Raw genomic sequence first — 14421 nt, 5'->3', positions numbered from 1 at the left:
TCGGCCCGACCGACTGACGAGAGCAGGAGATCATGGCCAACGAATCCGACTACCGAGCCGCCATCGCGCGGGTCAAGAACTCGCCGTCGACGGCGAGCCGCAGCGATTGGGACCTTGTCAACAAGGCGGCGCAGCAGGCAGGAGAACTGGGGAACCGCGCCCGCGAAGCCCGCGACGGCCGCTGAGCGGCGCCCGGGCCGGACCGGATCGTCCTTCCGCTCTTCATCACCTCCGCGTCGCCGTCGACCGGTGAGCCTCGTCGGGCCCGCCAGGGCAGTTGCCACTTGCTGTCGGCGGTTCGGCCGCCGGGGCTGTCCTCGGTGTCGAGCGTGCCGGTGCTCCAGGTGATGTCCGTGGAGCGGGCACCGGCGCTGTACTGCGTGCGGCGTCCTTCCGACGTGGGTCGGGAGGCGTCGGCACGAGGGATCCCGCCGCCCCGAGAACGGACGACGGGACCTCTCCGGGGCGACCCGCTACCTGATCGTGCGCTTGACCGCGTTGTTCGACGGGGTCGGGTCGGCCGCCGTGGTCGACACTTTCGCGTCGATCGCAGTCGACTTCGGGCGGTCGACGAGGGTCACCGTGTAGACGATGCTCCGGCCCGGCGCGACCCTCGGCTCAGTCCAGGTGAGGACCGTGGTGCCGGCCGTCGTCCCCGGCGTCTGCACCGCGCCCGGAGCGCTCGCGACCTTGCCGGAGACGATCACCCGGGTGGTCGTGGTCGCCGCGTCGCGGGTGCCCGTGTTCGTCACCGTGACGGTCCCCGCCAGCGGCGCCGTCGCCGACAGGCCCGGCGCGGTCGCGAGGACGAGCGTCAGGTCCGCTCGCGTGCCGGCCTTCACCTGCAGCGTCTGCGTGGTGGAGGTCGCTGCCCGCCACTCCGAGTCGCCGGGCTGAGTGGCGCGTACCGTGCACAGCGTCGTCCCGGTCAGGCGCACCGTCGCCGTGCCGGCTCCGGTCGCCGTCAGGGTGCACGCACCGCTGGCGAAGAACTTCACGGGCAGTCTCGACGTGGCCTTCGCCGTCACCGGGTAGGCGATCCCGCGCTCCGGAGCCGTCGGCATCGTCGACGTGAACGCGAGGGTCTGCGCCTTCTTCCCTGTCGCGGCGGCCGCCGCGACCGTCATCTGCTGCGTGATCTGCGGGGCGGCATCGTGCGACACGTCGCCCGCCTGGTCCGCCGTCACTACGCAGGAGCCCGCTGCGAGGAAGGAGACCGTTCCGCCCGCCGCAGAGCAGATCGTCGGGGTCGTCGTCGCGATCACGACCGCCGCGCTCGAACCGCCCGCGCGGACGGTCGGCGTGTACGTCGCACCCTTCGCTGTTGCCGTCGGTGCGGTGGACGTGAACGCGAGCGTCTGCGCTCCACGGCCGATCTCGAAGGTCCGCACCGCCTGCGGGGCCGCGCCGTAGCGGCTGTCACCGGCCTGATCCAGCGTCAGCGTGCAGGCGCCGGCGGAGTCGAAGGAGACGACTCCTCCGTCGACCGAGCAGGCGCCGGAGGCGGCGAGCACGGGATCCGCGCTCGAGGGCCCGCGGACGATCGTCGGGGTGGTGGAGCCGCCGACGCGGGGATCCTCGGGCAGCCCTCCGCCGAACGACACCGTGGCCGCAGCGACGCCGACCGCGATCGACTGCGAGACGCGCGGAGCCGCTGCAGAGCGGTCGTCGCCCGCCCTGTCCGCCGAGACGGTGCAGGTGCCCGCTCCGGTGAACGTCACCGTCCCGTCCGCCAGCGAGCACGCACCGTCGACCGAGAGCACGATCGGCGCGGAGGAGAGTCCGCCCGCCGCCCTCGGCGTGTAGGTCCCGCCCGCCGTCGCCGACCCGGGCGCGTCGGTCGTGAAGACGAGCTTCTGCGGCGTCTTCGTGACCTCGAACGCCTGCACGGCCTGCGGCGCGGCTCCGTGGCGCGCGTCACCCGCCTGATCCAGGGTCAGGGTGCAGGTGCCCTCCGCCGTGAACGTCACGGTGCCGGAGGAGGCGACCGAGCAGGCTCCGGAGGCGGCGAGCACCGGGGCGGCGCTCGACGGGCCGGCGGTGATCTCGACCCGGGTCGAGTCGCCGACCCGGGCGATCGACGGCGCGGAGGACGCGAACGCGACCGAGCCGGGATCGACGCTGACGGCGACCGTCTGCACGGCCTGCGCATCGGCGTAGCGGTCGTCTCCGGCCTGGTCGGCCGTGATCGAGCAGGTACCCGCTCCGGCGAACGACACCTCGCCGTCCGAGAGCGTGCACGCTCCCGTCGCTCCGATGACGACGGCGCTGCCGCCGTCGCGCCCGGTCGCCGTGGGCCGGTAGGTCTCGCCGCCGCGCGCGGAGGCCGGAGCGCTGGTGGTGAAGGTCACGGTCTGCTCGTACTTCGTGACGAGGAACTGCTGCGGAGCGGAGTAGGCCGTGCCGTACGTCGCGTCGCGGTACTGGTAGCCGGTGAGCGTGCAGATCCCGGCGGAGTCGAACGTGACGAGACCGCTGCTCCAGTCGCGCGAGCACGCGCCCGACGCCAGGACGGCAGCAGCACTGCTGGAGGGGCCGCCGGTCGCGACGGGGGTGAAGGATCCGCCGACCTTCGCGTCGGTCGGTGCGGCGGACGCGATGGCCACGAAGCCGGGCTGGAACCCGACCTCGATCTGCTGCGGCCGCCACTGAGCCTGCTCGTACGCCCCGTCACCGTTCTGGAACGCCGCGAGGGAGCAGATCCCCTGCGAGATCATGACGACCACTCCGTCCTTCAGCTCGCACGCGTCCCACGCTCGGAAGTACAGAGCGGGGCCGGGGCCTCCGACGGCGGTCGGGGTGTACGTGTCGCCGATCTGCGCCGATCGGGGCGCGGTCGAGGTGAAGGTGATCGTCTGCGGGATCAGGTAGATCGAGTAGCTGAGGTATGCCTCCCGAGCGGGCCAGTAGCCGTCTCCGGGCTGAACCAGCTTGAGCTCGCAGAGACCCGCCCGGTCGTTGTGGACGGAGCCGTCCGCTGCCAGGGAGCAGTCGCGCGAGGCCGTCAGCACCGGCACGCCCTTCGACGGCCCGGGGACGATGATCGGGTGGTAGGTGTCGAGCGCCCGCGCACCCTGGGGCACTCCCCCGCCGAAGGAGAGGTTCCCCTCCGGAGTCCCGACGGTGATCACCTGGCGGGCCTGCGGAGCGGCCGAGTGGAGCCTGTCTCCGGCCTGATCCGCCTTCACGGTGCAGGTGCCGTCGCCGAAGAAGGTCACGACGTCGTCGGCGAGGGTGCAGTTGCCGTTCTCGATGATGCTGAGCGTCACCGGGTTCCCCGAGCCGCCGCCGGTCGTCGTCACCCTGTAGGTGTCGTCCGTGAAGCCGCGGGCGGGCGGAGTCGAGGTGAAGGTGATCGCCTGCCTGATCGCCGTGACGCGGACGAACCGGTAGATCCGCTCCGCCGGGGCGAAGACGTCGTCGCCGGGCTGGTCGATGTTCAGCCCGCAGTCGTCCGACGTGCTGAAGATCAGGACCTGCGTGCCGTTCGGACCCGGCGCGACCGAGCAGCTCCCGGAGGCCTCGTACACGACCGGACGTCCGGAGCTCGAGATCGCGGTGAGCGTCGGGGTGGTGTCCGCGGCGAAGGAGGTCGGCCAGTCGTAGGCGATCGTCTGCGGCGCCTTCGCGACGGCGACCACGAGCGTCTGCCGCGGCGCGGCGGCATAGCTGTCGTCGCCCTCCTGGTCGGCGGTCACCGTGCAGTCGCCCGACCGGGTGAAGGTCACGACGCCGCCGTCGAGGCGGCAGGATCCGGTTGCCCCGAGGGTCACCGGCCGATCCGAGCCGCCGCCGCGCACGGTCGGCGTGAAGGAGCCGAGCGCCGTCGGGGTGGTCGGTGCGGTCGAGGTGAAGACGATCGACTGCGCGAGCCTGCTCACCGTGACGACGAAGCGGGACTCGCCGGTGTTCCCCGCCGAGTCCGACGCGGTGCAGGTGACGGTCGTGTCGCCGATGGCGAAGGTGCTGCCCGAGGCGGGCGCGCACGTCGCCTCCACCGCTCCGTCGACGGCGTCCTTCGCGGAGGGGGCGAAGGTCACGACCGCTCCGGAGGGGGTCGTCGCATCGGCCGCGATCGACTTCGGGACCGAGACGGTCGGGCCCGTGCGGTCGGCGATCGAGAAGGTGCCGGGGACCGTGCTGACCGTGTAGTTCCCGCCCGCGTCACCGCCGTCGCAGCGGGTCGTGTAGGCGCCGATCGGAGTCGTGGCTCCGACATCGATCGTCAGCGAGCCGGTCAGGACCCGTCCGGTGGGGGCGGTGACGAATCCGTCGGAGCCGACGAAGCCGCTCGGGGTGCAGGTCACGGTCGGCGAGCCGGGCGAGCCGAACGCCTTGACCTCGGGGCTGCTCGCGGTGACCGTCACCGGTGCCTTCGAGACCGTCAGCGTCCCGTCGACGTACCGCAGCTGGCCGGAGGGGTTCGTCAGGCCACTGCAGTGCGTCCGGTAGCTCCCCGCGGGAGTGCGGTCCGAGAGGAGAAGGGGCGAAGCGAAGCCGGTGTCACCGGTCGCGTAGGCGCCGCAGGTGAGCGAGCCCGGGAGACCGGAGGGCGCGGAGCCGGAGATCGCCGGAGGCGCGGCTCCGTAGACGACGGTCGGCGAGTCCGCGGTCACCCGCGGCACGGCCGCCGTCATGGTGATGGTCCCGCTCGTGTACCCCGTGATCGTGTAGTCGCTGCTGACCGTTCCGCCGCTGCACCTGAGGACATAGGAGTTGAAGCTCGTGGAGGTGTTCCAGCTCGGGAACGGCCGGTAGAGGGTCGTGCCGTCCGACATCGTGATCGGCCGTGTCACCGTGGCGGTGGGCGGCGTGATCCACGTGTCGGAGCCGACGAACGGCGCGCTGCAGAGATCTTCCGGTACCGGTCCTCCGCGCTCCTGCGTGAAGGACCGGGCCGTGACCACCAGCGGCTGGGGAGTCGAGGAGAAGCTCTGCGTCACCACTCGTGCGTAGCCGGCGGACGTCGGCCCGTCGAGCTCGGCGGTGAGGGTGCAGGTGCCGGGCTTCGCGACGCTCACGGTCGAGCCGGCGACCGTGCAGACGCCCGTCGTCCGGCTGCTGAAGACGATCCCCCGCTGCGGGGTCGAGACGGCCTGCGCATAGCCGCTCACGTCGAACGTCGCTCCGAACGACTTCTGGGGCAGCGTCGACAGATCGAACCGGACGCCCATCACGGAGACTGTCGCCGGCTGGCTGACGACGGATCCGCCGCAGGTGGTGAGCGTGGCGCGGTACTGCACCGGACCGGGAGTGTCGGAGCCGGTCTCGAGGAAGGCCGTGCCGTCGTCGCGGACGCCCGCCCTGCCCGGGTCGTCCGCCCACGTGCGGCCCCCGTCGCGGGAGGCCTGCCAGGTGGCGGTCGGCCTGCCGCCGAAGACCGGCGGGATCGTCGTGCCGAGGGTCACCGTGTAGGGGAAGTTGGTGGTGCCGTCGATGCTCGCGGGCTGCCGGGTGACGGCAGGTGCAGGAGCGCAGACCCGCACCTCGTGCCGCAGCGCCGGGAGCGCGGTCCAGCTCTCGCGGTCCGCCTCGGAGGCGGTGATCGACTCCAGGTAGTGGGCGCGCACGTCGTTCCAGCCCTGGGGCAGGTCCCTCGACGTGAGGACGGCCTTGCCGTTCGTGTCGAGGGTCGCCCTCGTGACTCCGAGGCCGGTGGTGAACTCGACCGTGCCGCCCGCGGGCGCCGGACGGTTCAGCGCCGGGACGGTGACGGTCGCGGTGATCGTCACCTCCTGACCCTGCGTGGAGAAGTCCGGGGTCTTCGTGATCGAGACCGCGGTGTCATAGACGGGGCCGACCACGGGGGCGTACGACGTCGAGCCGGAGCTCTGCCGGATCCGGGTCACGCTGGGATCGACGAAGCTCGAGCCGCCGCCACCGGCTCCCGGGTGGTGCTCCGCTCGACGATTCGAGCCGCCTCCCGTGAAGGACGAGCCGCCGCCACCGCCGAAGTAGTACCCGGCTCCGCCGCCACCGCCGGAGAAGTTGAACGCGGCGCACTCGTAGTTCGTCTTCGGGCGCGGCTCCCCGACGGCCGCACCGTCGCCGCCGCTGAGGAAGGCACCCGCGCGACCCGCGTTGCCGTCGGCGCAGGGGCTGAACCTGTCGTAGCCGGCCGCTCCTCCCGATCCGCCGCGGGACGACGTCGCTCCGCCGCCGCCGGCTCCGTCGACCGCGGCGTTCCCGCCGCCGTTCGCACCTCCCTGTGCGCCGCTGCCTGCATCGGCGTCGCCGCCGCGCGCGTTCGTCCCGCCGCCGCCGCCACCACCGCCTGCGACCGCCAGGGCGTGCTGACAGCCGTCGGAACCGACCGTCGAGAGGTACTGGGCGTCACCGCCCCTGCCGCCGGCGTTCAGGTCGGGACTGCCGGCCTCGGGCGCCCCTCCGGACGGCGCACCGGTGATGCGGCCGAGCGTCAGCACCTGCCCGGGCGTCACGGCCACATCGACGACGAGGGTGGAACCGGAGCCGCCGACCGCTCGACCGCCCGCGCCGCCTCCGGGTGCGTAGTACTGATCCCCGCTCCCCTGGCCGTCCGCTCCGCTGAGGACGGCTCGGACGGCGCCGACGCCGTCGGGCACGACGACGTCCGAGAGCGGGACGACTCGGTCCGACGTCAGGCACGGGGAGGAGAGCGCCGGAGCCGCCGATGCGGCCGGCGCAGCCACCACCGTCAGCCCGGCGCCCGCGACCAGCACGGCTGCGGCGACGAGAGAGTGGAAGAAGGACTGTCGCATGCGCTGCTGCTCCTCGGCGGCCGGTGGCGAGAGCTCGTACTCGCGGTCGGCTCACGGTAGAAGAGGGAACGGCTGCGCACCGGGAATCGAGACAGATCCGCCCTACTCGGGGGGCGACGACGAGCTGCACCTTCTCGACCCGCAGGAGGGCGTCGGCGGTCCCGCTGCGCCGGCGGGAGACCGCTCCGGCGCCCCCGCCGGCGCCCCCCGCGCAGTCACACTCCGTCACGATCCGGCGCGCACTCCCCTCGGCCTGACAGGCTCCCGGCATCCGCCTTCCGGGCGTCTGGACAGGAGCACACCGTGACGATCACTGCACCGGCGAACACCGCGACCTCGGCGTCGGCGACCACCGCGACCACTGCACCGGCGACCACCTCGACCTCGGCGCCCGCACCCCGTGCCTCCGCGGCGGCGGGCTTCACCACGCGCCAGGTGCACGCCGGTGCCGCGCCGGACGGCGCCCACGGGGCGCGCGTCACTCCTGTGCACCTCAGCGCCGGCTTCGTGTTCGACAGCTTCGAGCACGCCCGTGAGCGGTTCGCCGGCGAGGACGAGGGCTACCTCTACACCCGCAACGGGAACCCGACCACCGAGGAGGTCGAGCGCCGTCTCGCCGATCTCGAGGGCGGTGCCGAGGCGATCCTGGTGGCGAGCGGCCAGGCGGCGACCGCCTCCGCTCTCCTGGGGATCCTGCAGGCCGGCGACCGAGTGCTCTCCTCGCGCCGCCTCTACGAGGGCAACCGCGGGCTGCTGGTGCAGAACTTCGGGCGGCTCGGGATCGGCGTGGACTTCGTCGACGACGCGTCGGACCTCGGCGAGTGGGAGCGGCGGATCGGACCCGACACCCGGGTGCTCTTCGGCGAGCCGATCCCGAACCCGAAGAACGATCTGCTGGACCTCCCGGCGCTGGCCGCGATCGCGCACCGGCACGGGCTGCCGTTCGTGGTCGACAACACGCTCGCGACTCCCTACCTCCTCCGCCCGATCGAGCACGGGGCCGACGTGGTCGTGCACTCGACCAGCAAGTTCCTCGCCGGGCACGGGTCCGCCCTCGGCGGCGTGATCGTCGACGCCGGCACGTTCGACTGGGCGGCGCGCCCCGCGCTCTTCCCGCACCTCAACCAGGAGGAGCGGTCGTTCGGCGGGCGCAGCTGGACCGAGCAGCACGGCCGGCGCGCCTTCGTCTCGTACACGCGGGACATCGTGGTCTCCCGCCTGGGACCGACGCCGTCGCCGCTCAACTCCTTCCTGCTGCGGCAGGGCGTCGAGACGCTGTCGCTGCGGGTCGAGCGGCACTCGGCGAACGCCCTCGCCGTCGCCCGCTTCCTCGAGGGGCGGCCCGAGGTGGTGTCGGTGGACTACTCCGGCCTGGAGTCGAGCCCGTCGTTCGCCCTCGCGCAGCGCCTGCTCCCCCGCGGGCAGGGCTCCGTCTTCTCCTTCACCGTGGCCGGAGGAGAGGCGGGCGCGGCGGCCTTCATCGACGCCGTCGAGCTGTTCAGCCACATGACCCACCTCGGCGACGTGCGCTCGCTGGTGCTGCACCCCGCGTCGACCACCCACGCCGGACGCACCCCCGCCGAGCGGGCCGCCGCCGGGATCCACCCCGGGCTCCTCCGGCTGTCGATCGGGATCGAGGACGTCGACGACCTCCTCCGCGACCTCGAGCGCGGGCTCGCCGCGGTGCGCGCCCGCGCCCTCCCCGCCCTCGCGGAGGTGTGACCGTGGCTCGCCGTCAGCACTTCGGCTGGTTCTTCTCCCGCGGCTTCGGACCGCAGGGGTGGGGGCACCCCTACCGGGAGTGGAACCACGACTGGACCAGGCCCGGCCTCTACCAGCAGTCGGCCCGCGAGCTGGAGCAGGCCGGCTTCGAGCTGATCGTGATGGAGGACGCCGTCTCGCTCGGCTCCCCGGAGACGCTCGACCTCCGCGTCAGGGGGGCGTACGGCGGGCCCAAGCACGATCCGCTCCTCCTGGCGCCGTACCTGTTCGCGGCGACCGAGCGCATCGGGCTGGCACCGACGATCAACGCCGGCATCACGCCCCCGTACCTCGCCGCCCGGCAGGCCGCGACGCTGCAGCACCTCAGCTCCGACCGCTTCGGGATCAACCTCGTCACCGACGTCGGCAGCGCCCGCCACGTGGGGCTGGAGCCGCTGTCGCACGACGCGGCCTACGACCGGGCCGACGAGTGGATGGCGGTCGTCCGCCGGCTCTGGCACAGCTGGGGCCGGGGCGCGCTGATCGCCGATCCCGAGTCGGGCCGCTACGCCGACGGCACCCGGATCGACGCCTTCCAGCACCGCGGGGAGCACTTCCGCGTGGACGGACCCCTGAACGCCGTCCCCTTCGCGAACGGTGACCCGATCGTGGTCTCCCCCGGCGGCTCCCCCCGAGGGCTGGCCTTCGCCGGCACGCAGTCGGACGTCCAGCTCGCCCTCGCCCCGCTGGAGGCCCGGGCGGTGCGCGACTACCGGGCGCGCGTGCTCGCCGCGGCCGAGCAGCACGGGCGGACGGCGGACGACCTGCGCGTGCTCTTCGTCGTGAAGCCGGAGATCGTGTCGAGCCCGGAGGAGGCCGCGCGCGTCGTGGAGGCGTCGCGGCACCCCGACGAGGCCGCGCTGCGGCGGATCGCACTCGGCTGGTCGAGCGACCTGGAGACCGACCTCACGGGGCTGGACCTGGATCTCCCCGTCCCGCGGTCGGTGTTCGGGGAGCACGTCTCGCACGGCACCATCGCCGGCCTGTACGGCGGCACCGAGGACGCTCCGCTGCGGGAGCTGCTGACCAGGAAGGCGCGCAAGGGCCGCGTCGCCGACCGCGCCGGCTTCGTCGGCACCGCGGAGGAGTTCGCCGACTTCGTCGAGGAGCTCGGCGACGACGGCGGCAGCGACGGGCTCCTCCTCTCCGGGGACCTGCACCCGGTCACCCTGCACCGGATGCTCGACGACCTCGTCCCCGTCCTGCGCCGCCGCGGGATCCTCCGCGACGAGCTCGCTCCCGGCGGGACGCGCGCCAACCTCTTCGGGACGTAGGGGACACGCCCCCGCCCCTGTCCCTCCTACCGAACGGCCGATCATGACGAACGAACCCGCCTTCAGCATCACCCTCACCCCCTTCGACGAGGACTACTCGCCGGCCCAGAGCTCCCGGATCACCACCAACTTCGCCAATCTGGCCCGCGGCGAGCGCCGCCGGGAGAACCTCCGGACCGCGCTGCGGATGATCGACGACCGGTTCAACGACCTCGCGCCCGTCGACGATCCGAGCCGCGGCCGCTACACGGTCGGGCTCGACATCGTCTCCGTCGGGCTGCAGCTCACCGCGGACGGCGAGGGCCGGGAGTTCCCGCTGCTGGAGGTCCTGCGCACCAGGATCGTCGACCGCCGCACCGGCCGATGTCAGCCGGGGACACTCGGGAACAACTTCTCGTCCTATCTCCGCGACCACGACTTCAGCGTGCGGCTGCCGGCGGTCAACGCCTCGCAGACCGGCTTCACCGTCCCCGACGACTTCGGCGTCCTCCACGGCGCGCTCTTCCAGCACTTCCGGGACTCCGCGCAGTACGCGGAGCTCTCCTCGACGCCGCCCGTCATCTGCATCAGCGTCTCGACGAGCAGGACGTACCGGCGCACCGGGAGCCGTCATCCGGTCCTCGGCGTCGAGTACCGGCAGGACGAGCTCTCGCTGACCGACCGGTACTTCGCGGAGATGGGCCTGCGGGTCCGCTTCTTCATGCCGCCCGGCAGCACGGCACCGCTCGCGTTCTACTGCGGGGGCGACCTGCTCGAGGACTACTCGGACCTCCAGCTCATCGCCACCATCAGCACGATGGAGACGTTCCAGAAGATCTACCGGCCCGAGATCTACGGCGCGCGCTCGGCCGCCGCCGACGTCTACCGGCCGGACCTGGAGCAGCAGGACTACGCGCGGCCCGCGGTCTCCTACGACCGCGAGGAGCGCGGCCGGCTCGCGGTCGAGCAGGGGGAGTTCGCGGAGGAGCACCTGATGAAGCCGCACGGGGAGCGGCTGCGGCAGTGGGCCGCCGGGTACGCGGGAGCGGTCCGATGAGCGCGCGCGGATCGTCCAGGGCCCTCCCGCTCCTGCCCACCTCGATCGCCGGCAGCCTGCCGAAGCCGTCGTGGCTCGCGCAGCCGGAGACCCTGTGGTCCCCGTGGCGGCTGGACGGCGACGCCCTGGCCGAGGGGAAGCAGGACGCCCTGCGCGCCGCCGTCCACGAGCAGCACCACCGGGGCCTGGACATCGTCAGCGACGGGGAGCAGACCCGCCAGCACTTCGTCACGACGTTCATCGAGCACCTCACGGGCGTCGACTTCGAGCGGCGCGAGACGGTGCGCATCCGCGACCGGTACGACGCGAGCGTGCCGACCGTCGTCGGCGCCGTGGGCCTCGAGAGACCGGTGTTCGCCGACGACGCCCGGTTCCTGCGCGAGCAGACCGATCAGCCGATCAAGTGGGCGCTGCCCGGCCCGATGACGATGATCGACACCCTCTCCGACCGTCACTACGGCAGCCGCGAGAAGCTGGCGTGGGAGTTCGCGACGATCCTCAACGAGGAGGCGCGAGCCCTCCAGGACGCCGGGGTCGACATCGTCCAGTTCGACGAGCCCGCCTTCACCGTGTTCTTCGACGAGGTGCAGGACTGGGGAGTGGCCGCTCTGGAGAGGGCGGCGGAGGGACTCCGCGTCGAGACCGCCGTGCACATCTGCTACGGCTACGGGATCAAGGCCAACACCGACTGGAAGGCCACCCTCGGATCGGAGTGGCGCCAGTACGAGCGGTCGTTCCCCCTGCTCCAGCGGTCCTCGCTCGACATCGTCTCGCTGGAGTGCCACCACTCCCACGTGCCGATGGAGCTGATCGAGCTCGTGCGCGGCAAGAAGGTCATGCTCGGAGCGATCGACGTGGCGAGCGGGACCGTGGAGACGCCCGAGGAGGTCGCGGACACCCTGCGCCGCGCCCTCCGGTTCGTCGACGCGGACCTGCTCCTGCCGAGCACGAACTGCGGCATGGCGCCGCTGTCCCGGGACCTCGCGTGGGGGAAGCTCAGCGCGCTGAGCGCGGGAGCGGCGATCGTCCGCGAGGAGCTCGCGCCCTGACCGGCCTCCGGGGAGTCGGGTCGCCGCCGGCCCGTCTCCCCGGACGTCCCCGTCCGCCTCATCCCTCCGCTCGTGCCTCCTGCGCCGCGATGTCCTTCATCGCCAGGTCCGCCCGGCGGAACTGGACCGTCTCCGGGAGCGCGAGGTGGAGTCCGGCGACGGTCGTGAGCGAGACCGTCACGTCGGCCACAGTCACGTCGAGGACGTGCCCGCCCTTCTCGCGGGCGTCGTCGACGTAGTGCAGGTGGTACCCGGGGACCGACACGGCCTGCTCGAACTGCGGAGTGCGGAAGCCGGCGATCGTGCCGCTGGTGTCGGCGATGCCCGTCACGCTCTGATGAGCGGTCGCCTCGATCAGGGGCGGATACGGCGGGGTCTGCTCGCCGACGGTCCGGGTGCGGACCTCGGTGAACCGGCCGTCGATCCGCAGGGCGACGGGGATGTTCCCGCCGTCGACCGCGTCGTCGATCAGCCGCGTGAGTCCGGCGAGACCGGTCGGCTTCTCGACTGTGAACGTCGTGGTCGGGTGGAAGGGCAGCACGGCCGCGAAGGGCGTCCTGTCGGCTCCGCCGGCCACCTGGACGGAGCCGTCGCTGCGCAGGTGGTAGCAGACGCCGTCGACGATCACCATCTCGCCGTCCAGGTGGTTGAAGGTGCCCAGCCCGAGGTCGCCGTGGGTGAGCAGCTCGCGGATCGTCAGGTCCCCGTCGTAGACCCCGGCCAGCAGCGCGGCCATGGTCGAGCTCTGGTAGATCGCGTAGTCGTCGGTCGAGTCGACCGTGTGGGTGCTCATTCGAAGGCGTCCTCGACCAGGTGGGCGGCGATGTCGACGTTGCGGCTGTAGTCCACCGCGACGTCGATGATCGAGACGCCCGGCTCGGCGAGCGACGCCCGGAAGGCCTCCTCGAACTCGGCGAGGCCGCTCACCCTCCTGCCCGTGGCGCCGAACGCCGCCGCGAACTTCTCGATGTCGTAGTCGCCGAGCTGGACTCCGGACTTGCGGCCGTATTTCAGCAGCTGCTGGAAGCCGACCATGTCATAGGTGTCGTCGCGCATGATCACGTGCGTGAACGAGAGGCCGAGCCGCGTCGCCGTCTCGATCTCCGTCGCGGAGAACAGGAACCCTCCGTCGCCCGAGACGGAGACCACGGGGGTCCCGGGACGCAGGAGGCTCGCGGCCATGCCCCAGGGGAAGGAGACGCCGAGGGTCTGCTGCCCGTTCGAGAAGAGCAGGTGCTTGGGCTCGTACACGCGGAAGTGCCGGGCCATGAAGATGTAGTTCGAGCCGATGTCGCAGGCCACGGTGGCGTCGTCCGAGAGCAGGTCCCGCATCAGGAGCACGAGGCGGGCGGGATCGACCGTTCCGGGGGCCGCCTCGGCCGTCCGCGCCCCGTCGTCGATCCGCTCCAGCTCGCTCCGGTGCCGGGCGACCCGCTCGGCGGCGTCCTCGTCGAGCTGCAGCCCGGAGACGAGGGGCGTGAGGGCCGCGACGGTCTGCGCGAGGTCGCCCTTCAGCTCGAGCGCCGGCAGGTAGTGGTTGTCCAGCGGGGCGTCGACGGAGTCGATGTGGACGATCCTGCGGTCGACGTCGCTGTTCCAGATCACCGGGTCGTACTCGACGGCGTCGTAGCCGACAGCGACGACGAGGTCGGACTCGGCGAGGGCGAGGTCGGCGGGCTGGTTCTTGAACAGCCCGACGCGGCCGAGGTAGTGGTCCTCGAGCTCGCGGGAGACGAGGCCGGCGGCCTGGAACGTCTCGATCACCGGCAGCTCCGTCTCGCTGATGAGCGCCCGCAGGGCCGCCACGGTCTCCGGCTCCGATGCGCGGAGCCCCACGAGGAGGACGGGCCGCTCCGCGGTGTTGATCAGGTCGGCCGCGTGGGTGAGGTCCTCGGCGCGCGCCGGACCGCTGGTCGGACCCGTGGCCGCCCGGGTGATGACCTGCGAGGTCGGCGCGGCCATCACGCTGGCCGACAGGACGACCGCCGCCGCGCCTCTGGGCTCGGTGACCGCGGCGCGGAAGGCGTTGCTGACCGCCTCCGAGACGTCGTCCGGATCGGTCGACTCGACCGTGTGCTTCGTGACGGTGGAGAGGAAGGCGGCGGCGTCCATCGACTGGTGCGTGCGCTTGAGGCGGTCGGAGAGCTGCACGGCTCCGGCGAGCGCGACGACCGGGTCCTGCTCCGTGTTGGCCGTGAGCAGGCCGGTGGCGAGGTTGGTCGTGCCGGGGCCGGAGGTCACGAGGACGACGCCCGGGCTGCCCGTCAGCCGCCCCACCGCGGCGGCCATGAAGGCGGCGTTCTGCTCGTGGCGGCAGACGATCAGCTCCGGCCCCTCGTCGGCGAGGACGTCGAAGACCGCGTCGATCTTCGCTCCCGGGATCCCGAAGACGTACTTCACCCCGTTCGCGGTCAGGGTCTCGATCACCCGGCGTGCACTGCGCGTCTCGACGTTCGGCTGCTCCATGGTCCGCTCCGCTCTCTGCTCCGTTGTACCGACGAGCGTAGGAACGGAGGCATGCGGAGCGACCCGGTCAGATGACTCGTTCCCGCGGGCCGATC

At 72.4% G+C, this 14421-nt stretch carries 8 protein-coding genes; 5 read left to right on the top strand and 3 right to left on the bottom strand.

Annotated features, from left to right (window positions below):
• Positions 1 to 32: 32 nt before the first annotated feature.
• Positions 33 to 185 (top strand): hypothetical protein, encoded by a 153-nt coding sequence (locus tag GSU45_RS02165; protein WP_159912315.1) that lies wholly within the window; start codon positions 33 to 35, stop codon positions 183 to 185.
• A 288-nt stretch (positions 186 to 473) separates the two neighbouring features.
• Here GSU45_RS02165 and GSU45_RS02160 read toward each other — a convergent pair whose 3' ends face one another.
• Positions 474 to 6740 carry an HYR domain-containing protein gene (locus GSU45_RS02160; protein ID WP_159912313.1) on the bottom strand — a complete coding sequence of 2089 codons (6267 nt, stop codon included), beginning with the start codon at positions 6738 to 6740 and terminating at the stop codon, positions 474 to 476.
• 303 nt (positions 6741 to 7043) lie between these two features.
• Here GSU45_RS02160 and GSU45_RS02155 point away from each other — a divergent pair, with 303 nt between their 5' ends.
• Genes GSU45_RS02155 through GSU45_RS02140 form a run of 4 tightly spaced genes read left to right on the top strand, consistent with a single transcriptional unit; the run spans position 7044 to position 11860 of the window.
• Complete coding sequence (locus GSU45_RS02155) at positions 7044 to 8462, top strand: PLP-dependent transferase (RefSeq protein ID WP_279631104.1); 1419 nt, start codon at positions 7044 to 7046, stop codon at positions 8460 to 8462.
• A 2-nt stretch (positions 8463 to 8464) separates the two neighbouring features.
• Positions 8465 to 9775, top strand: coding sequence for an LLM class flavin-dependent oxidoreductase (locus GSU45_RS02150; RefSeq protein ID WP_159912312.1), 1311 nt, complete (start codon positions 8465 to 8467; stop codon positions 9773 to 9775).
• Between the two features lie 43 nt (positions 9776 to 9818).
• On the top strand, positions 9819 to 10811 hold the full coding sequence (locus tag GSU45_RS02145) for a putative oxygenase MesX (RefSeq protein WP_159912311.1): 993 nt from the start codon (positions 9819 to 9821) through the stop codon (positions 10809 to 10811).
• On the top strand, positions 10808 to 11860 hold the full coding sequence (locus tag GSU45_RS02140; RefSeq protein WP_159912310.1) for a methionine synthase: 1053 nt from the start codon (positions 10808 to 10810) through the stop codon (positions 11858 to 11860). Before GSU45_RS02145 ends, GSU45_RS02140 begins: the two co-directional genes overlap by 4 nt.
• Positions 11861 to 11918: 58 nt before the next feature.
• Here the strand turns inward: GSU45_RS02140 and budA are convergent, their stop codons facing one another.
• Both budA and alsS read right to left on the bottom strand, forming a co-directional pair.
• Positions 11919 to 12653 (bottom strand): acetolactate decarboxylase, encoded by a 735-nt coding sequence (gene budA, locus GSU45_RS02135; RefSeq protein WP_159912309.1) that lies wholly within the window; start codon positions 12651 to 12653, stop codon positions 11919 to 11921.
• Positions 12650 to 14326 carry an acetolactate synthase AlsS gene (alsS, locus tag GSU45_RS02130; protein WP_159912308.1) on the bottom strand — a complete coding sequence of 559 codons (1677 nt, stop codon included), beginning with the start codon at positions 14324 to 14326 and terminating at the stop codon, positions 12650 to 12652. The genes budA and alsS overlap by 4 nt, the downstream gene beginning before the upstream one ends.
• Between the last annotated feature and the right edge of the window lie 95 nt (positions 14327 to 14421).

It is taken from the genome of Rathayibacter sp. VKM Ac-2801, from assembly GCF_009834245.1.
Lineage (GTDB): Bacteria > Actinomycetota > Actinomycetes > Actinomycetales > Microbacteriaceae > Rathayibacter.
Note: the sequence above shows the minus strand (reverse complement) of the source record. Positions and strands in the feature narration are given on the sequence as shown.

Coding starts and splice junctions, on each gene's coding strand:
- GSU45_RS02165 (WP_159912315.1), top strand. CDS start 33: ATGGCCAACGAATCCGACTACCGAGCCGCCATCGCGCGGGTCAAGAAC.
- GSU45_RS02160 (WP_159912313.1), bottom strand. CDS start 6,740: ATGCGACAGTCCTTCTTCCACTCTCTCGTCGCCGCAGCCGTGCTGGTC.
- GSU45_RS02145 (WP_159912311.1), top strand. CDS start 9,819: ATGACGAACGAACCCGCCTTCAGCATCACCCTCACCCCCTTCGACGAG.
- GSU45_RS02140 (WP_159912310.1), top strand. CDS start 10,808: ATGAGCGCGCGCGGATCGTCCAGGGCCCTCCCGCTCCTGCCCACCTCG.
- budA (WP_159912309.1), bottom strand. CDS start 12,653: ATGAGCACCCACACGGTCGACTCGACCGACGACTACGCGATCTACCAG.
- alsS (WP_159912308.1), bottom strand. CDS start 14,326: ATGGAGCAGCCGAACGTCGAGACGCGCAGTGCACGCCGGGTGATCGAG.